This is a genomic window from Arthrobacter sp. W4I7 (assembly GCF_030816215.1).
Taxonomy (GTDB): Bacteria; Actinomycetota; Actinomycetes; order Actinomycetales; family Micrococcaceae; genus Arthrobacter; species Arthrobacter siccitolerans_A.
The window spans coordinates 1,185,229-1,206,954 of the sequence record NZ_JAUSXU010000001.1 but is presented as its reverse complement, the minus strand read 5'-3'; the positions used below and the strand labels follow the sequence as shown (position 1 = coordinate 1,206,954).

The window sequence follows — 21,726 nt, the reverse complement described above, 5'->3', positions numbered from 1 at the left end:
CCCATCACCTCCCGCAGCCTTCCCACCAACGCCCCATCACCTCCCGCAGCCGCTTCGCCCTGCCTGTGGATAACTTCTGCAGCCGAAGCGCTTTTTGAGCCAAAATGCCAACATGCCCAATCCCAGTGACTTGCCGCAGCCCTTGGCCAATGCCCCATTCACTTTCACCTCGGCGCTGGCTTTGGGCGTACCGGCCAGCAGACTTCGCGGAAATGACGTAATCCATGTCAGCAGGGAGGTGTACCGTCCGGCGGGCTGGAGTTTTGAACTGGAAACCGCGGCACGGGCGCTATCCGAAGTATCACCGGGAGCGTGGATTTCACACGTCACCGCAGCGCGTCTGCATTGTCAAATGCTGCCAGCCTGCCTGTCGGAGTCGACCGAACTGCACCTGAGCAAGCCCAAGCAGTTGCCCCAAGTACGCAGGAAGGGCGTGACCGCACATAACGTCATCGCCAGGGAGGGCGAGATTGAATCCGTTGACGGTATCCGGATTAGTACGCGCTCGCGAACTTGGCTCGACTTGGCCCGCCGGCTGTCGCTAAGTGATTTGGTCTGCTTGGGAGATCAGATCATTCGCATCCCTCGAGCGCAGTTTGAAGGCAGATCTGAGCCATACGACACCTTGGACGGGCTCCGCGCCTTAGTTGGGCGACACCCCAACCTTCAAGGCGTCCTTCGCGCCCGGGAGGCACTCGAACTAATGAGGGTTGGGTCCGATTCGGCACCTGAATCCATGCTTCGGCTAGCCATGGCCGATGGGAACTTACCGGAGCCGGACCTACAAATCGCGCTTCGGCCGGATGACGGCGCGTCCCCAACTGCCGACCTTGGCTACCGTCACCGGCGTCTGGCAATCCAGTACGACGGCGGGCATCACCTTCTTGATGCACAGCAGTTTAGCGACCGACGGCGGGACAAGGCCTTCGAATCAGCTGGCTGGACCGTTCTGATAGTCACCAAAGACGACGCCACTGAGGGCTTCGAAGGGGCTATCAAATTTATAAAGCGGGTACCTCCGCACAGCATGGATTGATCATCCGCACGCAGCCGGTTTTGCTTGACGTCGGCATCCCGCATTCTGTGATGGCGCGTCCCGGAAAACGACGCAGGAGGTGATGGGGCGTGTTAAGCCGCGATGCTCCCCCACCCGAAGGTGAGGGAGCATACGCAACAGGGGGGACCGGGGTTAGCGCTCGAGGTCGCCGCGGATGAAGGCTTCCACCTTTTCGCGGGCGAGGTCGTCGTTGAACTGCTCCGGCGGGGACTTCATGAAGTAGCTCGATGCGGAGAGCAGCGGGCCGCCGATGCCGCGGTCCAGGCCGATCTTGGCGGCGCGGATGGCGTCGATGATCACGCCGGCGGAGTTTGGTGAGTCCCAGACTTCCAGCTTGTACTCGAGCGAGACAGGGGCGTCACCGAAGTTGCGGCCCTCAAGGCGGACGAAGGCCCACTTGCGGTCATCCAGCCACTGGACGTAGTCGGACGGGCCGATGTGGACGTCCTTGGCAGCCAGTTCGGCTTCGACGTTGGACGTCACGGCCTGGGTCTTGGAGATCTTCTTGGACTCCAGCCGGTCACGCTCGAGCATGTTCTTGAAGTCCATGTTGCCGCCGACGTTCAGCTGGTACGTGCGGTCCAGGGTCACGCCGCGGTCTTCGAACAGCTTGGCCATAACGCGGTGCGTGATGGTGGCACCGATCTGGCTCTTGATGTCGTCGCCCACGATCGGCAGGCCTGCGGCGGTGAACTTGTCCGCCCATGCCTTGGTGCCGGCGATGAATACGGGCAGGGCGTTAACGAAGGCCACGCCGGCGTCGATGGCGCACTGGGCGTAGAACTCGGCAGCTTCCTGGGAGCCAACGGGCAGGTAGCAGACCATGACATCAACGGCAGCGTCCTTGAGCGCCTGCACCACATCAACGGGCGCTTCGGTGGACTGCTCGATGGTCTCGAGGTAGTACTTGCCCAGGCCGTCGAGGGTGTGGCCTCGCTGGACGGTGACGCCGGTGGGCGGCACGTCAGCGATCTTGATGGTGTTGTTTTCGCTCGCCAGGATGGCGTCGGCGAGGTCAACGCCCACCTTCTTGCCGTCCACATCAAACGCGGCGACGAATTCAACGTCACCCACGTGATACTGGCCGAACTCAACGTGCATCAGGCCCGGAATCGTGGCCTTGGGGTCTGCGTCCTTGTAGTAGTGGACGCCCTGGACCAGCGAAGCGGCGCAGTTTCCTACGCCGACGATTGCAACACGAATCGGATGTGAAGACACGGAACTCCTTTAGGACAAACGTCAGCCGGCCGGTTTCGGCTTCGAGCGAAGTACGACGGCGGCCGGCAGGCCCGGCGCCGCGCGGCGCCTTTTCATAGTACCCAACAGAGCGGGGCGGGGTCTTGTTCCCCCGTCCCGCCTTTTGGAATGGGAGGGTGGATATCAGACCGGCTGTTTCCAGAGGTTGATGTCCGATTCCACGGCAAACTCGTCGATGGCAGTCAACTCGTCGGCAGTGAATTCGAGGTTGTTGATGGCGGACAGGGTGTCCTCCAACTGGGCAACGCTGGACGCGCCAACCAGCGCCGAGGTCACCGGCGAGCCCTTTGGCTGGTTCCGCAGGATCCAGGCGACGGCCATCTGCGCCAGCGTCTGGCCGCGCCCCTTGGCGATGTCGTGCAGGCCGCGGATCCGCTCCAGCTTCTCGTCCGTGATGGCGTCCCCGGACAGGAACCGGGCCTTGGCGGCGCGCGAGTCAGCAGGAATCCCGTCCAGGTACCGGTTGGTGAGCATCCCCTGGGCCAGTGGCGAGAAGGCGATGCACCCGGCCCCCACCAGGTCCAGTGCTTCGTACAGGTTGGGGCTGCCGTCCTCGGTCCACCGGTTGAGCATGGAGTAGCTGGGCTGGTGGATCAGCAGTGGGGTGCCCAGTTCCTTCAGTATCCGGGCCGCCTCCAGGGTCTGCTCCGGGGTGTAGGAGGAGATGCCCGCGTAGAGTGCCTTGCCCGAACGCACAGCGTAGTCCAGGGCACCCATGGTCTCTTCCAACGGGGTTTCGGGGTCGGGCCGGTGGCTGTAGAAAATGTCCACGTAGTCCAGGCCCATCCGCTGCAGCGACTGGTCCAGGCTTGAGATCAGGTACTTGCGGGAGCCCCACTCCCCGTAGGGGCCAGGCCACATGTAATAGCCGGCTTTGGTGGAGATGACCAGCTCGTCACGGTACGGCTTGAAGTCCTCCTTCAGGTGCCGGCCGAAGTTGGTCTCGGCCGAGCCGTCCGGCGGGCCGTAGTTGTTGGCGAGGTCGAAGTGGTTGACGCCCAGATCGAAGGCGCGGCGGAGGATGGCGCGCTGTTCATCGAAGCGCTTGTCGTCGCCGAAGTTGTGCCAGAGGCCTAGGGAGATGGCCGGGAGTTTGAGTCCGCTGCGGCCGACGCGGCGGTAGGGCATGGTTTCGTAGCGGTCTTCCGCCGCGGAATAAGTCATGCATTCCATCCTGCCAGCTGTGACCCGCACAACACAACCCGGGGCGGAAAAGTTACGCCGCGGGCTGACAGAATCAGCCCGCGGCGCAGCCTTTAGGTGCAGTGCGGGGAATCAGGACTTCAGGATCGCGGCGCTCCACGGCGCCAGGGCAAGGCTTTCACCCTCGAGTCCGGTTCCCTCATCGGTGGCCAGGAGAACACTTCCGGCAGCCCCGTCCACCCGGACCTTGGCGTCTGAAAGGTTCAGCAGCACCTCCACGCTTCCGCGGCGGAAACGCAACCAGCCCGCGTCGTCGTCGAACTTCACGTCCGTCTCCGTGAAGCCGAGCCCGGCAAGCTCGGCGTGCTCCCGGCGCAGCGCGGTCAGTGAGCGGTAGAGCTCAAGGAGCCGGGCGTGGTCGCCGCCGGAGGCTTCGTCCCAGTTCAGCTTCGAACGGCGGAAGGTTTCCGGGTCCTGGGGATCGGGCACGACGGCGGGATCCCACCCCATGCGCTCGAACTCCTTGATCCGGCCTTCCGCAGTGGCCTTGCCGAGCTCCGGTTCCGGATGCGAGGTGAAGAACTGCCATGGGGTGCTCGCCGCGAACTCCTCGCCCATAAACAGCATGGGCGTGAACGGCGAGGTCAGGGTGAGTACGGCCGCCACGGCCAACTGCCCATAAGACAGCGACTGCGAGAGCCGGTCCCCCGTGGCGCGGTTGCCGATCTGGTCATGGTTCTGGTTGCACACCACCAGCGCCGCAGGGTGCACCAGGGCGGCATTGATGGGCCGGCCGTGGTGGCGGCCGCGGAAGCTGGAGTAGCTGCCGTCGTGCAGGAAACCGTCCTTGAGGACCTTGGCGAGGACCGCGAGGGACTGGAAGTCCTCGTAGTACCCGGTGGTCTCGCCGCTCACGCCCACGTGGACGGCGTGGTGGAAATCGTCGCTCCATTGCCCGGCCAGCCCGTAACCGTTCGCGTCCCGCGGGTAGATCAGGCGCGGGTTGTTCAGGTCCGACTCCGCAATCAGCGTCTTGGGCAGCCCGGTCTCAGCCGAGACGGCATCACCCAGCGCACCAAATTCCTCCAGGATGTGCACGGCACGCTCGTCACGCAGGGCGTGCACCGCGTCCAGCCGGAGCCCGTCCACGTGGTAGTCCCGGAGCCAGAGCGCCGCATTGTCCAGGATGTACTCGCGCACCACGTCCGAGCCGGGCCCGTCCAGGTTGACCGAGTCGCCCCACGTGTTGGCATCGCCCTGCTTCAGGTACGGGCCGAACTTCGGCAGGTAGTTTCCGCTTGGACCGAGGTGGTTGTACACCACGTCCTGGATGACGCCCAGGCCGGCAGCGTGCGCCGCATCAACGAAGCGCTGGTAGGCCGCCGGGCCCCCGTAGCCTTCGTGGACGGTGTACCACTGCACGCCGTCATAGCCCCAGTTGTGGGTGCCGTTGAAGCCGTTGACCGGCAGCAGTTCCACGAAGTCGACGCCCAGGTCCGCCAGGTAGCCCAGCTTTTCAGCGGCAGCGTCCAGTGTCCCATCGGGGGTGAAAGTCCCCACGTGGAGTTCGTAGATGACCGAACCCTGCAGGTCCTTGCCCCTCCAGCCTGAGTCCTGCCAGGCATGGGCCGCAGGGTCGAAGGTGCGGGACAGTTCGTGGACACCGTCGGGCAGCCGCCGCGATCGCGGGTCGGGTAGGGGATGTCCGTCACCGTCCAGCAGGTAGCCATAGTCCACGTCGCCGTCGGCGGGGGCGTCCGGGGCGGTCCACCACCCGTCTGCGCCGGGCGCCGTCTCCTTCTTCAGCATGGGATACTGCCGGCCGTTTGCCTGGAGGATCACCGAATGAGCCTCCGGCGCCCAGACGTCGAAGCGTTCGGGCCCAACATTCACGAGCGTCATGCCTTTTCTCCATCCACCGGTACCAGCAAAGCCACCGGGTAGGTACCCAGCACGTCGGCCAACAAAACGGCGCCGGGCCCGTAATCAACACCCGTCAGCTCGTCGCGCATGATTCCGGGAAGTTCGACGGCGGTGTCCCGCCATCCGCCGTCGGCCGCCAGTCCGGCGGGGAGCCGGGTGGCAAGGGTCAGGGCTGCATCCGTCCCGTCCGTACCGCGGCGGAACGCGAGCAGGTGGGCTGCTGCCGGACCGGACGCTGCCACCGGGCTGTAGCCCTGGAACAGTTCGGGCCGGTCACGGCGCAGCCGGAGCGCGCGGGAGGTGACCAGCAGCTTGCTGGTTTCCGTTCCGGCCTCCGGCAGGGTGCCGGCGTCGAGCTTTGCCAGCTCCTCCTGCCGCCGCGCGAAGTCCACTGGCCGCCTGTTATCGGGATCGGTGAGGGACCGTTCCCAGAACTCGCTGCCCTGGTACACGTCCGGCACGCCGGGCATGGTGAGCTGGACCAGTTTGGCGGAGACGGAGTTGGACGCGGCGTAGGAGTCGATCCGTGCGACGAAGCCCTCCACCACTTTTGTGACCCGGGCGTCGTCGAACGCAGCGTCCACGGCCGCCTTGACCGCTGCTTCGAAGTCTTCGTCCGGGGCCGTCCACATGGTGGAGTTTCCGGCTTCCCGCGCGGCCTTTTCCGCGTAGCCCTGGAGCCGCTGCCGGCTCGCGGGCCAGGCACCAACGATGGCCTGCCACAGCAGGTTTTCGTAGGGTCCGTCCGGAATCGGCGCCAGCTCGCGAAGGCTGTTCAGAGTGGCCGTCCACTCCTGCGGCAGCTCTGCGATGACCGAGATCCGGGCCCGGGCGTCCTCGCTGCGCTTGGTGTCATGCGTGGAGAGGGTGGTCATCGAGAGCGGAAGCTCTTCCTGGCGCCGAAGCATCCGGTGGTGGAACTCCTCGGGAGTCACTGCGAACTCCGTCGGTTCGGCTCCTACTTCCGTCAGTGTTCCCAGGCGGGTGTAGCGGTAGAACGCCGTGTCTTCCACGCCTTTGGCCATCACCATCCCGGAGGTTTGCTGGAACCGGACCGCGATCGGGTTGGCCGGGTCCAGGAGAAGCGGCAGCAGCGTCCCCACGGCGACCTCCAGGTCGGGCCGGTGGGCCGCGGCAGACTCGCAGGCTTCCTTGAGGATCCCGGCACCGGTGGGCAGGTATGTCCGGTAGACCGGGAAGGAGGCGATGATTTCCGCGATGGCGTCAGCTGCCTGTTCCACCGAAAGCCCATAGGACACGGGAACCAGGCGGGCCAGCCGCAGCACCTCGGAGCGGAGGATTCCGTCGGCAATCATCCGCTTGGTTCCGCGGATCATCTCGGCGTAGTCCGCCGGGGAAGCGGCCTCCCGGAGCTTTGCGTCCAGGTCGTTGAGCAGCTGCTCTCCGGCGGGGTCGACAAAGATGCGGTCCACATCGGCAAGTGCGTCGTACCCGGTGGTCCCTTCGGTGGCGAAATCCCCGGGCAGAGCTTCGCCCGGCTCGAGGATCTTCTCCACCAGCACATAGGCCCCGCCGCTGAGGTCCTTCAACCAGCGCAGGTACCCTGCAGGGTCGGCCAGGCCGTCGGGATGGTCCACCCGGAGCCCGTCCACGAGTCCTTCGCGGAACCAGCGGCCCACCTCGGCATGCGCTTCCTGGAAGACGTGGGGCGTTTCCACCCTGATCCCTGCCAGTGTGGTCACGGCGAAAAAGCGCCGGTAGTTCAGCTCGGCGTCGGCGCGGCGCCAGCCGATCAGCTCGTAGTGCTGGCGGCTGTGGACTTCCTGGGGGGAGTCACCGTCGGAGTACGTCCCCTCGGCAAGGGGGAACCGGTGGTCGTAGTAGCGGAGTTCCCCGTCCTTGACCTCCAGCTTGTCCAGGTCATCGTCCGAGCCCAGCATGGGCAACCGGATCTTTCCCCCGGCCAGGTCCCAGTCGACGTCGAAGGCTTCGGCGTAGGGCGAGCCCTGCCCTTCCTTCAGGAGGGACCACCACCACGGGTTCTGCGGCGGCGTGGCGACGCCCACGTGGTTCGGCACGATGTCCACGAGGACTCCCATGCCATACTCGCGGGCAGCCTTGGACAGCGCCAGCAGGCCTTCGGCGCCGCCGCGCTCCGGGTCCACGGCGGAGGGGTCGGTCACGTCATAGCCGTGGTCCGAGCCCTGCTCTGCGGTGAGGATGGGCGAGAGGTAGACCCAATCGGCTCCAAGCGATTTCAGGTACGGAACCTGTTCGGCGGCATCAAACAGGGTGAAGCTGCGCCGGATCTGGAGCCGGTAGGTGGAGGCGGGCACCCTCATTTCTTCAGATCCTTCCGCGAGCCCACCTTCGTCGTCTTGCCGGGTTCAGCAACCGGGGGCGTGCTGATGGACTCGGCCTCGCTGCTCGCGGTCTGGGTCAGCGCCGCAAGGGATGCCGCCACGGAGTGATCCGGCTCAACTTCCGGAACGCTGTGGGCGCGCAGGACCACCAGGGACTTGGCCTCCACCGGCAGCAGCTGCCCCGCGTTGACGGGCTCGGTGTCCGCGTTATGCCCCGCGGTGTCGATCATGACGTCCCAGGCGGGCGCGTACTCGTCTGACGGCAGGGTGAACTTGACCGTATCGTCGTGCGCGTTGAAGTACAGCAGGAAGTTCACGTCGGTGATCCGCCGGCCCCGGCTGTCCTTACCCTGGATGCCGTCGCCGTTCAGGAACACACCCACCGACCGGCCAAACCCGGCTTCCCAGGCCTCCGGTTTCATGTTTTCGCCCTCAGGGTCCAGCCATACGATGTCCGGCAGCCGCTCGCCCTCGCCCCGCAGGACGGGCCGGCCGTCGAAGAACCGGCTGCGGCGGAACGTCGGGTGCTTGGCGCGCAGCGCGTTCACCGCGGAGGTGAACTCCACCAGCGGCTGGTCGATGGATTCCCAGTTGATCCAGGTCAGCTCGGAGTCCTGGCAGTACCCGTTGTTGTTGCCCTGCTGGGTGCGGCCCATCTCGTCGCCGTGCAGGAGCATGGGCACGCCCTGGGACAGCAGCAGCGAGGCGATGAAGTTCCGCTGCTGGCGGGCCCGCAGCCCCAGGACTTCGGGATCGTCCGTAGGGCCCTCCACGCCGCAGTTCCAGGAGCGGTTGTGGGATTCGCCGTCGTTGTTGTCCTCGCCGTTGGCGTCGTTGTGCTTCTCGTTATAGGACACCAGGTCCGAAAGGGTGAAGCCGTCGTGCGCGGTGACGAAGTTGATGGAGGCCACGGGGCGGCGGCCGGAGTGCTCGTAGAGGTCCGCAGAGCCGGTGATGCGGGACGCGAACTCGCCCAGGGTGGCGGGCTCGCCGCGCCAGAAGTCGCGGACGGTGTCGCGGTACTTGCCGTTCCATTCGGTCCACTGCGGCGGGAAGTTGCCCACCTGGTAGCCGCCGGGCCCAACGTCCCAAGGCTCGGCGATGAGCTTGACCTGGGAGACCACGGGGTCCTGCTGGATGAGTTCGAAGAAGGTGGAGAGCTTGTCCACGTCGTAGAACTCACGGGCCAGCGTGGAGGCGAGGTCGAAGCGGAAGCCGTCCACGTGCATCTCCGAAACCCAGTAGCGCAGCGAGTCCATCAGCAGCTGCAGGGAGTGCGGCTGGCGGACGTTCAGCGAGTTGCCGGTACCGGTGTAGTCCATGTAGTGCTTCTCGTCGCCCTCCATCAACCGGTAGTAGGCGGCGTTGTCGATGCCCTTGAAGGACAGGGTGGGGCCCAGGTGGTTGCCTTCGGCGGTGTGGTTGTACACCACGTCCAGGATGACCTCGATGCCGGCCTTGTGCAGTGAGCGGACCATGGCTTTGAAGTCCTGGACCTGCTGGCCGGTGTCGCCGGTGGAGCTGTAGGTGTTCTGCGGGGCGAAGAAACCGATGGTGTTGTAGCCCCAGTAGTTGTTCAGGCCCTTGTCCTGCAGGGTGCCGTCATTGACGAACTGGTGCACGGGCATGAGCTCGATGGCGGTGACGCCGAGTTTCTGCAGGTGCGAGATGACGGCCGGGTGCGCCACGCCGGCATATGTGCCGCGCTGTTCCTCGGGGATCTCCGGGTGCAGCTGGGTGAGGCCCTTGACGTGGGCTTCGTAGATCACCGACTGGTGGTAGGGAATCCGCAGGTTCTGGTCACCGTCCCAGTCGAAGAACGGGTTGATCACCACGCCCATCATCATGTGGCTGGCCGAGTCCTCGTTGTTGATGGACTCAGGCTCACCCAGGTTGTAGGTGAACAGCGACGGGTCCCAGTCCACCTGGCCGTGGATGGCCTTGGCGTAGGGGTCCAACAGGAGTTTGTTGGGGTTGAAGCGGTTGCCGGAAGCAGGATCGTAGGGGCCGTGGACCCGGTAGCCGTACTTCTGGCCGGGCTGGATCTGCGGGATGTAGCAGTGCCACACGTACCCGTCCACTTCGTCCAGCGTGATGCGGGTTTCCTTGCCGTCGTCGTCGAAGAGGCACAGTTCCACTTTTTCTGCTCGTTCGCTGAACAGGGCAAAGTTGGTGCCGGTTCCGTTGTACGTGGCGCCAAGGGGATAAGCCGATCCAGGCCAGACTTCCATAATGCTCCTCTTTGTGATTCGGCAGTAGAAGGGCAAGTGCCCCCTGCTGCCGGTGCGAACTACTGCCTACCGTAGCGGCTGGCTGTGACTATTACGTTTCCGGATCCCACCGTTACTAAGCGTGCTTACTTTACCCCAGACATGGGGTAGGGAGTCTGCAATTCCGCCAGCAGCGATCGGCCCGCCGAGGCAGGCGTCCGACGCCGCCCTCCCGGCTTTGCCGTGCAGTGCGGCTCCCAGCGCGGCCACCGCTGCCCAGCGCGCGCCTGGTTCCACGCCAGCCTTACCGAAGTGTTCGACGTCGGAACCCAGCTGTGCGAGCAGCGCGCCAATGACGCCGGCCAGGACATCGCCGCTGCCGGCGGTGGCGAGCCACGGGGTGCCGTCTGACTGGCCGAACACGTCCCCGGCGGGCGCGGCCACCAGCGTAGTGGCCCCTTTGAGCAGGACGGTGGCGCCGGTCAGTGCGGCTGCCCGGCGGACGGCGGCCAGCGTGCCCGCTTCCACAGCGGCCCGGTCCTCGTCGCCGCCCAGCCTCTGCAGGAGTGCGGCGAGCTCGCCGGCGTGCGGGGTCAGGACCACATGCGGAGCCAGAGCGTCGGGAAGGGCGGGCAGCGCACCGGCGTCGGCTACCACGGGCAGGCCGGACTCGACGGCGTCGCGGGCGCGCTGCAGCTGCTCGTGGTCACCGGGCCCCATTCCCGAACCCACCAGCCAGGCCTGCACCCGATTGTCGGCCACGGCGCCGGTACTGCACACAACTTCGGGGCAGGACTGCCGCACCAGGTCCGCGACCTCCGGCGGTCCGAGGTACCGGACCATGCCGACTCCGGCGGCCAGGGCTCCGCGGCACGCGAGGACGGCCGCGCCGGGATAGTCGGCGGAGCCGGCCACCACACCCAGGACTCCTCGCGAGTACTTGTGCGCCCGCCGCTCCGGGTGTGGCAGGAGGGCGGCGATGTCAGCGTCGTCCAGCCGGCGCAGGGCGGGACGCTGGAAGTTTTCCTCGATGCCGATGGGCGCTACTTCCACGCGGCCGGAGAAGTCGGCGCCGGGATCGGCCAGCAGCCCGGCCTTGGCTGCGCCGAACGTCACCGTCAGGTCCGCAGGAAGGACGGGCTGGGCCACCGCACCCGTATCGGCGTCCACGCCGCTGGGCAGGTCGCATGCCACCACAAATCCCGGGCAGGCACCCCCGGTGCGGGCATCAGCAATGGCGGCGATCAATGCGGCGGCACTCCCCCGCAGCCCTCCTTTCGCGCCCGTTCCCAGCACGGCGTCAATGACGACGTCGGCGCGCGCCGCGTCTGCGGCAAGCTCGCCGGGTGCCACCTCAGTAAGGTGCCGGACGCGGCCGCCGGCCCGCTCAAAAGCAGCCAAAGCCTGGGGGTGGGCGGAATCTGAGGTGAGTATCGCCGTCGTACGCATGCCCCGGGCGGCGAGGAAGGCGGCGGCGTAAAGGCCGTCCCCGCCGTTGTTGCCTTTGCCGGTGAGCACCGTAACGGAGGAGCCGTAGACCCGGAGGCCGCGGGCGTTTATTTCGCGGATGACGGCGACGGCCAGTCCGTGTGCTGCGCGCTGCATGAGGACATCGCCGAGCCCGGCAGCGAGGAGTGGTTCCTCGGCATGCCGGACCTGCGTTCCGGTGTAGGCGCTGATCACGGTGTCAGTGGCGGAGTCCGCCGGTTCAGCCTTCGGCCAGGACCGTGGCGGTGGCGATGCCGCCGTCGTGGCTGATGGAGAGGTGCCAGCGCTTGACGCCCTTGGCCTCGGCGACGGCCAGCACGGTTCCCTTGACCTGGACGGTGGGGCCGTTGTGGTCCAGCCCGATCCAGCAGTCCTGCCAGTTCATGCCGGCCGGCGCGCCGAGGACCTTGGCCACAGCTTCCTTCGCGGCGAACCGTGCGGCGAGGGAGCGGATGTTCAGCTCGCGCTCGGCCGGAACGAACAACCGGTCCCGGAGGCCGGGGGTGCGCTCAAGCTGGCGGCCGAACCGCTCGATGTCTACAACGTCTACGCCAATGCCAACAATCATGCGGCTTATTCTACGGTGACGCAGGTTACTGGCCGGACCACCAAGCGGCGCAGGAGACGTTAAAAAGCGGAAACCCCGGGTGGTTAAACCCGGGGTTTCCGCTGTCGGAAGATAAACCGGCTACTCGACCGTGACGCTCTTGGCGAGGTTGCGGGGCTGGTCCACGTCGTAGCCCTTGGCCGCGGCGAGTTCCGCGGCGAAGATCTGCAGCGGGACGGTGGTCAGCAGCGGCATCAGCAGGACCGGTGTTTCGGGGACGTAGAAGACGTGCTCGGCGTAGGCCTTCACGGCTTCGTCGCCTTCCTCGGCGATGACCAGGGTGCGCGCGCCGCGGGCGCGGACTTCCTGGATGTTGCTGATCACCTTGGCGTGCAGCGACTCGCGGCCGCGGGGGGACGGGACCACCACGAACACCGGCTGGCCTTCATCGATCAGGGCGATGGGGCCGTGCTTGAGCTCGCCGGCGGCGAAGCCTTCCGCATGGATATACGCGATTTCCTTCAGCTTCAATGCACCCTCAAGGGCCACCGGGTAGCCGACGTGGCGGCCCAGGAACAGCACCGACTTCTCGTTGGCCATGCTCCGGGCAAGCTCGCGCAGCGGGCCGGCGTTGTCCAGGACGGTCTGGATCTTCGCCGGGATCTTGTTCAGGTCCGCGAGGACGTCCTTGATCTGGCCGGAGAAGATGTTCCCGCGCAGCTGCGCCAGGTACAGGCCCAGCAGGTACGCGGCGGTGATCTGGGCCAGGAACGCCTTGGTGGAGGCCACCGCGATTTCCGGTCCGGCGTGCGTGTAGAGCACGGCATCGGATTCACGCGGGATGGTGGAGCCGTTGGTGTTGCAGATCGAGATGGTCTTCGCGCCCTGTTCCCGGGCGTAGCGGACGGCCATCAGAGTGTCCATGGTCTCGCCGGACTGGCTGATGGACACCACCAGGGTGTTCGCGTCCAGGATCGGGTCCCGGTAGCGGAACTCGTGGGCGAGTTCCACCTCGGTGGGGATCCGGCACCAGTTTTCGATGGCGTACTTGGCCACGGTTCCGGCGTAGGCTGCGGTGCCGCAGGCCAGGACGATGATCTTGTTGACCTGCTTCAGCAGTTCGGGGTCGATCCGGACCTCGTCCAGCGTCAGCTTGCCGTTAATGTCCGAACGGCCCAGCAGGGTCTGCGCCACGGCGTCGGGCTGGTCATGGATTTCCTTCTCCATGAACGAGCTGAACCCGCCCTTCTCGGCGGAGGCCGGGTCCCAGTCCACGTGGTATTCCTTGCCTTCAGCCGGCTTGCCGTAGAAGTCGGTGATCTCCACCGTGTCCGCGGTGATGGTGACGATCTGGTCCTGGCCCAGCTCCACCGCGCGGCGGGTGTAGTCGATGAACCCGGACACGTCCGAGCCCAGGAAGTTCTCCCCCTCGCCCAGGCCCACTACCAGGGGTGAGTTACGGCGGGCGGCGACGACGACGTCGGGCTGGTCAGCGTGGACAGCGAGCAGGGTGAAGGCGCCCTCCAGGCGCTGGCAGGCCAGCTCCATGGCGCGGGTCAGGCCGCCGTTGGAGGTATCGCCGCCGAGCTTGTTGCGGAAAATGTCGCCCAGCAGCGCAGCGGCCACTTCGGTGTCCGTCTCGGAGAGGAACTTCACGCCCTTGTCCAGCAGCTCCAGCTTGAGCTCGGCGAAGTTTTCGATGATCCCGTTGTGGATGACGGCGAGCCTGCCCTCATCGGCCAGGTGCGGGTGGGCGTTCCGGTCGGTCGGCCCGCCATGGGTGGCCCAGCGCGTGTGGCCGATCCCGGTGACGGTCTCCGGCAGCGGGTGTTCTTCCAGCTCGGCAATCAGGTTGCTCAGCTTGCCCGACTTCTTCCGCGATTCAATTACACCCTGGGACACAACAGCGACCCCTGCGGAGTCATAGCCCCGGTACTCCAGGCGGCGCAGTCCCTCAAGGACCACATCCAGCGCACTGTGACTTCCGCCGTTACCAGAACGGCCCACGTATCCTACGATTCCACACATAGGCTCAAGACTATCGGCAGGGGTGCTTGAGATCTAAACCGGGACGCCGTGCACGGGGGCCGCTTTTGTTGCATTGGTCCAGTGTGTTCCAGCGCACATGCATTTCGCTCTCGGCCGGGCTAGGGGCAGAATCTCTAAAGTGACTGTGCAACGCAATGACGCGAACGGCGAAGGTGTCTCCCCGTTCGTTGAGCTGGACCGGCAGACCTGGTCCCGGCTCGCAGATGAGATGGAACAGCCTCTTAATGAGGAGGATATCTTCCGTCTCCGCGGCCTTGGCGACCCGCTGGATTTGAAGGAAGTCCGGGAGGTCTACCTTCCGCTTTCGAGGCTCCTGCACCTGTATGTCGAGGCCGCTGGCCAACTGCATGCCGCCACCACCACGTTCCTTGGCGAACAGACACAGCGCACCCCGTTTGTGATCGGCGTGGCCGGGTCGGTTGCCGTGGGCAAGTCCACTATTGCCCGTGTGCTCCGCGAAATGCTGCGGCGCTGGCCCGGCACCCCGAATGTGGAACTCATCACCACGGACGGTTTCCTGTATCCGCTCGCGGAGCTGAAGCGGCGGCAACTGCTGGAACGCAAGGGCTTCCCGGAGTCCTACGACCGCCGCGCGCTGCTGCGTTTTGTGAGCGAAATCAAGAGCGGCGCCGAGGAAGTGCGGGCGCCCTGGTACTCGCACGTCACCTACGACATCGTTCCCGGCAAGGAAGTGGTGGTCCGCCGCCCTGACGTGCTGATCGTGGAAGGGCTCAACGTCCTGGCACCGGCCCGGCCGCGGCATGACGGCAAGCAGGGGCTGGCGCTGAGCGATTTCTTCGACTTCTCCATCTACGTGGACGCCAAGACGTCCTTTATCGAAGAGTGGTACGTGGACAGGTTCCGCAAGCTGCGCAGCACTGCCTTCGCCCAGCCGGAGTCCTACTTCCACCGGTATGCGAGCCTGTCCGATGATGAGGCTGAGAGCACCGCGCGGGACATCTGGAAGCGCATCAATGAGCCCAACCTGGAGGAGAACGTCCTCCCCACGCGTGGTCGGGCCCAGCTGGTGCTCACCAAGGAGATCGACCACTCGATCCGCCGTATGCTGCTCCGGAAGGTGTAGCACAGGTGTGCTACGACTGCGCTCCCGCCGGACCTGCGCTGGCGGCTGCCAGCAGGCGCAGCTTTGCCCGTTTCCTGGCGGCGGGAGCAGGACTCACTGTCCTGGCTGCCTGCACGCCGGGGGCACCTGAGGCGGTGGCGCCGTCGTCATCCTCCCCTGCCTCCTCACCGTCGACTTCCGTCCCGCCGGTGACCACGACGCCGGAGGGCACCACGGTGGCTCCCCCACCTCCTGAGCCGTCCCCCACGCCGTCGCCGTCCTCCGCCCTGCCGCGGCAGTTCTCCCTCACCGACCCGTCGAGTCCCTGGCTGGTGGTCAACAAGCACCGGCCGCTGGTTCCTGCGGACTATGTGCCTGCTGATTTGGTACAGCCCGCGGTCGCGGCGACTGCGTCCGGGGAGTCCGCGCTGCTGAACAGTACGACGGCGGCAGCGGCCGAGGCGATGTTCGCGGCCGCCGCGCAGGAAGGGGTGGCTATGGTCCTGGCGAGCGGGTACCGCTCCTACGGGACGCAGGTGACCACCTACGGCGGCTACGTTGCCTCCCGCGGCCAGGCCGACGCGGACACGGCCAGCGCGCGGCCCGGCTACTCGGAGCACCAGACGGGCTGGGCATTCGACATCGCCGACGGCGGGGGCGCGTGCAGCTTCCAGCCGTGCTTCGCGGACCAGCCCGCTGCCATGTGGGCGAAGGCGAACGGGCACCGGTTCGGCTTTGTGGTGCGGTATCCGTGGATGTTCCATCCCATCACGGGGTATTACTACGAGCCGTGGCATCTACGGTACATCGGGGTGGAGGCGGCCACGGACATGGTGAACCGCGGCATCAACACGCTGGAGGAGTACTTCGGCGTAGAGGCGGCGCCGGGGTACTTGTGAGGCGATGGGTTAGGTTGGTTCCTATGCTGACTGGATTCAAGAACTTCATTATGAAGGGCAACGTTGTTGACCTTGCCGTCGCCGTCGTGATCGGCACCGCGTTCGGCGCAGTCGTGACCGCACTGGTGAACAAGGTGCTGATGCCCTTCGTTGCGGCGATTGTGGGCTCCCCCAACTTCGACAGCTTCGCGAAGATTGAACTCAACGGCAATGCCATCGAGTTCGGCGTCCTGTTGACGGCGATCGTGAATTTCCTGCTGATCTCTGCGGCCATCTACTTCGTGGTGGTGATGCCGATGAACCTGATGATCGAGCGCCGGAACCGCCGGCTCGGGATCAACCAGGACGTAAAGAAGGACTCGGCGGAGGACCCGCAGATCGCGCTGCTGACCGAAATCCGGGATGCGCTGAAGAGCCGCACGCCTTAGCTTTTGCTGCCTAAACCAGCGGCCCGTCCCCTAGGGGAGGCGGGCCTACTTTTTGGCAGGTGCCCTTTGTCTGGCATTATCGGCCGAGCTTCCACAGGGTCACGGTTTCACTCGATGCTCCGTTGCTATAGGCGCTTTCGCCCACGACAGAACCTATTACTTGCCCCTGCCAGTCTGCCTCACAGCCACTGTCAGTCATCACGTAATCGACGCCTGCCAGTTCAGCGAGCTGCAGATCCAAGACCCCATTCTCCCGTTCTTCGAGCAACGTCCTGTAGGACGGTTCGTTAGTTGGCCACGCCAATCCCAGGTTGTAGTAGGCAGTTGGCGCGCCGGTTAGCGTCTTCAGCCGGAACGGGTCAATGCACGGATCTGGGAGAACGGAACCAACGCCCCTATCCGATAGTTGATCTGCAGTCGCGGAAATGGCACGGGCCTGGCCGTCTTCGAAGGAAGCCGTACCTTGGTTGTGAACGAAGTAGGCAAACCCCACATAGTCAAGGAAACTCAAGGAGACCACGCCCCACAGCAGAATTCCGCCGACCTTCGTCAGCAACGGTGACTTCAATTGCGAAGGCTGCAGCTCTTCCGCCGATTCACCTGAAACCGCTGGCGTGGAAGCCGGCAGAGACGCCTCGGTTGACTTGGAAGATTTCTGGCCCTCAGCGTTGCGCACCAGTACCTGGCCCAGCACCGGCAGGGAAACCGCGGAAGCAAGGAAGAAGCCATCAAGCCAAAGCCGGTAAGGCTCCTGGTTCGCGCCCCACGCATCATTTGTAGCAATGATGGGCCACGCGACAGCGATACCAATGGACAGAGCCAGCCAAACGGGGTTGCCGCTCCTGATGCCCGCCCGGAATATGGTCCACAGTAACAACGCCGGAACTGCAGCAGCTATGATGCCCAACGGAAATGGGACACCTAAATTTTCGGAAGAAAGCGCCCTATATTCGAGGAAAGGGTCACGCTGGGATATACCGGCCAGCGTGGCCAGGATTGTTGGTGCTGCCGCGGCCGCCAGCCCGACTGCCGATGCTCCAACCACTACTGGATGCCGTTTCAGGAGGAGCAACGTACCGGGGACTGCCCCAGCAAGTCCGCAGACAAGGGCAGCCAAGGGGCCAAGGACCTCCGCAATGGAGTGGCCCACGAGGAGAACAACTATGAGCAGCGCCGCGCTGATGATGGCGTACTTGCGCTTGCCCGCCTTCAGCAAACCATATGCGGCTGCTGTATACGACAGGAAGTAGACGGCGGTGAGGAACGAGTAGGTTTGCACATTCGCCAGCATCCCCACGGCGGAACATGCACCTATCACCACAGCCGCCCTAGCGTGCCGTCCTAACCCCGCTCCAACCCTTGATCCCGGAAACGTGAAGCCGATAAGAAGGCAGGCCGCAACGACCGCAACGGTCATGCCAGCCGCTTCTCCGTTCAAAGTGAACGTGGTGCCATACGGTCCCCACAGCACTCCGTGGTTTTCCAGACGGTGGAGCCAGCTGCCGCTGATGGGTGCCGCTAGGACGCCAAAGTTGCTGGGGACAAACCCGAAAAGGCCCAGTAACGCACTGCCGGTCAGGCGGATTAAAAGCCAGCTCACTGTCAGTACCATGGCCAGCTGGAGGGCAATGCCAACAATCTGCCACACTGCGATGACGTCTGCGTCGAACAATCTTGCCAGGTGGCCTAAGAGAACATAATAGAGACGAGGGTAATGGCTCGTTCCGGTTTCAGTGAACGGTTCAACGTTGTCCAGGTTGCCGTTACTGACATTGACCGCAATGGCCAGGTAGGCGTACTGGTCGTGGTCGAAGTACCTCCGGAAATTTGTCCAGCCGAAATCCCTGCTCGTGGCAAGGGGAAGAACATGGAGGCACCAATAGGCAACAACTGATAACAGCATTGACGCCAACGAACTAACGACAAACTTGATTTTCCTGATCTTTATTGCCCTGCTTATATCGGTCCCCTGCGATAGCAACTGGGTGATTCTCCTGTCAGGTCTTGAGCACTGGCTCGGTTAAGCGCGCCTCCACCACAGCGGCAAGGTGCTTGCATATCCTTTCAGCGGTAGGCATATCGGCCGCTTCCACCATGACACGGACCAGTGCCTCTGTTCCGGACGGCCGGAGGAGTACACGACCCGTGTCGCCCAGTTCCGCTGACGCTCGTGTCACAGCATCCAGCACGACTTCATCTGTCCCGGCGCGTGTCTTGTCCACGTTCCTGACGTTGACCATGAGCTGAGGGAGCTTGGTCATTACCGTGGCGAGTTCCTTGAGCGGCCTCCCGGTCAGGGCGATCTGGGCGGCGAGCTGCAGACCAGTGAGGACGCCGTCGCCGGTAGTGGCGTGGTCGGCGAAGATGACGTGGCCGGACTGTTCGCCGCCAAGGTTGAAGCCGCCGTCGCGCATTTCCTCGAGGACGTAACGGTCCCCCACCGCCGTCTCGCGGATGCTGATGCCGGCTTTCTGGAGGGCGATCTTCAGGCCAAGGTTGCTCATGACCGTGGCTACGAGTACGTCGTCCCTGAGCTTGCCGGACTTTTTCAGGGCGACTGCGAGGATGGCCATGATTTGGTCGCCGTCCACTTCGTTGCCTTCGTGGTCCACGGCGAGGCAGCGGTCAGCGTCACCGTCGTGGGCAATGCCGAGGTCAGCGTGGTGCCTGACCACAGCTTCCTTGAGGGGGCCCAAGTGAGTGGAGCCGACGCCGTCGTTGATGTTGTGGCCGTCGGGATCGGCGCCGATCACGACGACGTCCGCGCCGGCGTCCTTGAAGACCTGCGGGGAGCAGCCGCTCGCAGCACCGTGGGCGCAATCGAGGACGACTTTGAGGCCCTCGAGGCTGTGCGGCAGCGTCTGGAGAAGGTGGACAATGTAGCGGTCCTCGGCGTCGGAGAAACGCTGGATGCGTCCGACGTCGGCGCCGACGGGTCGGACGGCCTCTTTGGACATCTGCGCCTCGATAGCGTCCTCCACCTCGTCGGGGAGCTTCTGGCCGCCGCGGGCGAAGAACTTGATGCCGTTGTCCGGCGCCGGATTGTGCGAGGCGGAGATCATCACGCCAAAATCCGCGTCCAGGTCGGCCACCAGGTAGGCCGCCGCCGGAGTGGGCAGGACACCGGCGTCGTACACGTCAATGCCCGAGCTGGACAGCCCGGCTTCCACCGCGGCGGCGATGAACTCACCGCTGGCTCGCGGATCGCGGGCCACCACAGCACGCGGCCGGGACCCGTTAACGTTTCGGTCGTGGCCAAGTACGACGGCGGCGGCCTGGGCCAACTGCATTGCCAGTTCCGCAGTCAACAGACCGTTCGCCAGCCCTCGGACACCATCAGTTCCAAATAATCTAGACATCGACTCAATCTTAGGCGAGACAACGGGCGCGTCCCCGCGCAGGGTTCTCGCACAGACATAGCGGCATCAGGTGGTCCGTCTCCGCCCTATCTGCTGTATCTTCACGTTAGAAGTCTGCGCGTCCGGTGATGAAGTGAAGGTAGGTTAATGACTAATCGGGAAAAACTGGGGTTTTTCGCGTTATTGCTCGGGGCGGCCGTCCTCTACCTGTGGAATCTTTCCGGTAACGGGTGGGGAAATGCCTATTACGCAGCAGCTTCCCAAGCCGGAGCCTCCGACTGGAAGGCGTTTTTCTTCGGCTCCTCAGATGTTGGCAACGGGATCACCCTTGACAAATTGCCCGCCAGCATTTGGGTCAGCTCATTGTCCGTACGGCTCTTCGGGCTAAGCTCATGGAGTCTGCTGGTCCCTCAAGCCCTCATGGGGGTCGGCACCGTGGCGCTCACCTATATGACAGTGCGCCGCCATTTCCACACGACGGCGGCTATGCTCGCGGGCGTCATTACACTTCTGACTCCCGCAGCCGCGGTCCTGTTCCGATACAATAATCCAGATGCTCTGCTGACCCTGCTGCTTGTTATTTCCTTGTATCTGACCTCTCGAGCAGTTGAAGATGGCCGCTGGCGCTGGCTAATATTTGCGGGAATTGCCGTGGGATTCGGATTCCTGACCAAGTCAGCGCAAGCTCTAATTATTCTCCCCGCACTAGGGCTTGTATACCTTTTCGCTGGGCCGGGAAGAACGGCACGCCGGGTGTGGCAACTCCTTGCTTCCTTTGGAATGGTCGTGGTTTCAGCCGGCTGGTGGATCGTGATCGCAGAAAACTGGAACGCGGACAACAGACCCTACGCCGGCGGTTCTTACACCAACAGCTTTGTCGAGGTGATCATTCGACAGAATGGCTTAGGCCGGATCCTCGGAGCTGCTGCTGGTGGTTCTGCACAAGCAGAGGACATCAAAGCAGGGCCCTTGAAGTTGCTGATGTATCCGAGCTTCGGAACGCAGGGATCTTGGTTGCTCATCATCGCGGTGATGGTGCTGGTGACGTCCTTGGTGCTGCTGCGTCGACGCCCCAAGAGCGACCCGAAGCGCGCCGTCCTGCTGCTGGCTGGCGGCTGGCTGCTGGCCTACACAGGAATTTTCAGTTTCATGTCAGGAGTAATCAATCCCTACTACCTGGTTGCGCTGGCTCCTCCTCTGGGCATCGTACTTGGTGCAGGCGCCCAACTATCCTGGGCGGCGCGGCGCTGGGTGGGTTTTCGTCTTGTGCACGCATCAGCGCTCCTCATATCCGCGGTTCTGGCTGCGGGTTATATGGCCATCGGAGGTGGATTTGGCTCGCCTCTAGCGCTCACAGTGCTGATTCTGGGTGCTATCCTCACCGAACTACTGATCTTCCGGATACGAAAACAAGCAGTGGTCCGGGCTACAGCGGCAGCCGCGACCGCCGTGTGCCTGGTTGGTCCCGCACTGTTCACCGTGGCAGGGGTACTCTCCCCCCACTCGGGAATCTGGCCAGCGGCATCCCTACCCGCAACTGCCGTCTTCGATTCGCCACATCCTGAGGCTTGGCCCGAAGGCACACCTCTGGACTTTAGGGGTACAGCAATCGGTCACCACCCAGAAGAGGCTGTGGTCGACCTCCTGGCTGCGGACGCCAACACATCCCGATGGACGGCCGCCACACCCGGGGCGTCAAACGCGGCCCTCTACCAGCTGGAATCGGGAGCTTCGGTCCTGCCAGTCGGGGGCTTCAACGGCAGCTCTCCCTTTCCAACAGTCAACCAGTTCCGCGAATATGTGCGGTCAGGCCAGGTCCACTACTACCTAGTAAGGAGCGATTCCGAGGACATTTCTGCTGAAGCGGACTTCGCCGACGACGTCACGCGCTGGGTCAAGGCCAACTTCAACTCACGCTCTCTCGGGGAGGTCGAACTCTACGACTTGAAAAGTCCTCGGTAACCGGCCGGCAGGGGTAC

The 21,726-nt window shown here is 64.4% G+C and carries 16 protein-coding genes; 5 read left to right on the top strand and 11 right to left on the bottom strand.

Annotated features, from left to right (window positions below; all coding sequences use genetic code 11):
* Positions 1 to 112 precede the first annotated feature (112 nt).
* Entirely contained in the window at positions 113 to 1,036 is a 924-nt protein-coding gene (locus QF047_RS05585) for an endonuclease domain-containing protein (protein WP_307274722.1), read from the top strand.
* Between the two features lie 153 nt (positions 1,037 to 1,189).
* Here the strand turns inward: QF047_RS05585 and QF047_RS05580 are convergent, their stop codons facing one another.
* The 8 genes from QF047_RS05580 to glmS all read right to left on the bottom strand — a co-directional run bounded on the left by QF047_RS05580 (position 1,190) and on the right by glmS (position 13,977).
* The gene (locus QF047_RS05580; protein ID WP_307274720.1) at positions 1,190 to 2,275 is read right to left on the bottom strand and encodes an inositol-3-phosphate synthase; all 1,086 of its coding nucleotides are present in this window, start codon (positions 2,273 to 2,275) and stop codon (positions 1,190 to 1,192) included.
* Positions 2,276 to 2,437: 162 nt separating this feature from the next.
* On the bottom strand, positions 2,438 to 3,478 hold the full coding sequence (mgrA, locus tag QF047_RS05575) for an L-glyceraldehyde 3-phosphate reductase (protein WP_307274718.1): 1,041 nt from the start codon (positions 3,476 to 3,478) through the stop codon (positions 2,438 to 2,440).
* 111 nt (positions 3,479 to 3,589) lie between these two features.
* Entirely contained in the window at positions 3,590 to 5,359 is a 1,770-nt protein-coding gene (gene treZ, locus QF047_RS05570) for a malto-oligosyltrehalose trehalohydrolase (RefSeq protein WP_307274716.1), read from the bottom strand.
* Positions 5,356 to 7,683: a malto-oligosyltrehalose synthase gene (gene treY, locus QF047_RS05565; protein ID WP_307274714.1), complete on the bottom strand. Its 2,328-nt coding sequence runs from the start codon at positions 7,681 to 7,683 to the stop codon at positions 5,356 to 5,358. Before treY ends, treZ begins: the two co-directional genes overlap by 4 nt.
* A complete protein-coding gene (glgX, locus tag QF047_RS05560) occupies positions 7,680 to 9,935 on the bottom strand; it encodes a glycogen debranching protein GlgX (RefSeq protein ID WP_307274712.1) in 2,256 nt (751 codons plus the stop codon). Before glgX ends, treY begins: the two co-directional genes overlap by 4 nt.
* Before the next feature lie 66 nt (positions 9,936 to 10,001).
* Positions 10,002 to 11,597, bottom strand: a complete 1,596-nt coding sequence (locus tag QF047_RS05555) for an NAD(P)H-hydrate dehydratase (RefSeq protein WP_307274710.1) — start codon at positions 11,595 to 11,597, stop codon at positions 10,002 to 10,004.
* A gap of 25 nt (positions 11,598 to 11,622) precedes the next feature.
* A complete protein-coding gene (locus QF047_RS05550) occupies positions 11,623 to 11,970 on the bottom strand; it encodes a holo-ACP synthase (protein WP_050054357.1) in 348 nt (115 codons plus the stop codon).
* A gap of 120 nt (positions 11,971 to 12,090) precedes the next feature.
* On the bottom strand, positions 12,091 to 13,977 hold the full coding sequence (glmS, locus tag QF047_RS05545) for a glutamine--fructose-6-phosphate transaminase (isomerizing) (RefSeq protein WP_307274708.1): 1,887 nt from the start codon (positions 13,975 to 13,977) through the stop codon (positions 12,091 to 12,093).
* A 97-nt stretch (positions 13,978 to 14,074) separates the two neighbouring features.
* Here glmS and coaA point away from each other — a divergent pair, with 97 nt between their 5' ends.
* Positions 14,075 to 15,082 (top strand): type I pantothenate kinase, encoded by a 1,008-nt coding sequence (gene coaA, locus QF047_RS05540; protein ID WP_307274706.1) that lies wholly within the window; start codon positions 14,075 to 14,077, stop codon positions 15,080 to 15,082.
* Between the two features lie 10 nt (positions 15,083 to 15,092).
* On the opposite strand, the gene QF047_RS05535 is transcribed toward coaA, so the two are convergent.
* On the bottom strand, positions 15,093 to 15,296 hold the full coding sequence (locus QF047_RS05535) for a hypothetical protein (RefSeq protein WP_307282132.1): 204 nt from the start codon (positions 15,294 to 15,296) through the stop codon (positions 15,093 to 15,095).
* Between QF047_RS05535 and QF047_RS05530 the strand changes: the two genes are divergently transcribed.
* Positions 15,217 to 15,960 (top strand): D-alanyl-D-alanine carboxypeptidase family protein, encoded by a 744-nt coding sequence (locus QF047_RS05530; protein WP_307281776.1) that lies wholly within the window; start codon positions 15,217 to 15,219, stop codon positions 15,958 to 15,960. The two genes, QF047_RS05535 and QF047_RS05530, sit on opposite strands and share 80 nt — an antisense overlap.
* 23 nt (positions 15,961 to 15,983) lie before the next feature.
* Positions 15,984 to 16,388 carry a large conductance mechanosensitive channel protein MscL gene (mscL, locus tag QF047_RS05525; protein ID WP_307274704.1) on the top strand — a complete coding sequence of 135 codons (405 nt, stop codon included), beginning with the start codon at positions 15,984 to 15,986 and terminating at the stop codon, positions 16,386 to 16,388.
* Positions 16,389 to 16,464: 76 nt separating this feature from the next.
* On the opposite strand, the gene QF047_RS05520 is transcribed toward mscL, so the two are convergent.
* Positions 16,465 to 18,291 carry a hypothetical protein gene (locus QF047_RS05520; protein WP_307274703.1) on the bottom strand — a complete coding sequence of 609 codons (1,827 nt, stop codon included), beginning with the start codon at positions 18,289 to 18,291 and terminating at the stop codon, positions 16,465 to 16,467.
* A 94-nt stretch (positions 18,292 to 18,385) separates the two neighbouring features.
* A complete protein-coding gene (gene glmM, locus QF047_RS05515) occupies positions 18,386 to 19,747 on the bottom strand; it encodes a phosphoglucosamine mutase (protein ID WP_307274701.1) in 1,362 nt (453 codons plus the stop codon).
* A 147-nt stretch (positions 19,748 to 19,894) separates the two neighbouring features.
* Here glmM and QF047_RS05510 point away from each other — a divergent pair, with 147 nt between their 5' ends.
* A complete protein-coding gene (locus QF047_RS05510) occupies positions 19,895 to 21,709 on the top strand; it encodes a glycosyltransferase family 39 protein (RefSeq protein ID WP_307274699.1) in 1,815 nt (604 codons plus the stop codon).
* Positions 21,710 to 21,726 lie beyond the last annotated feature (17 nt).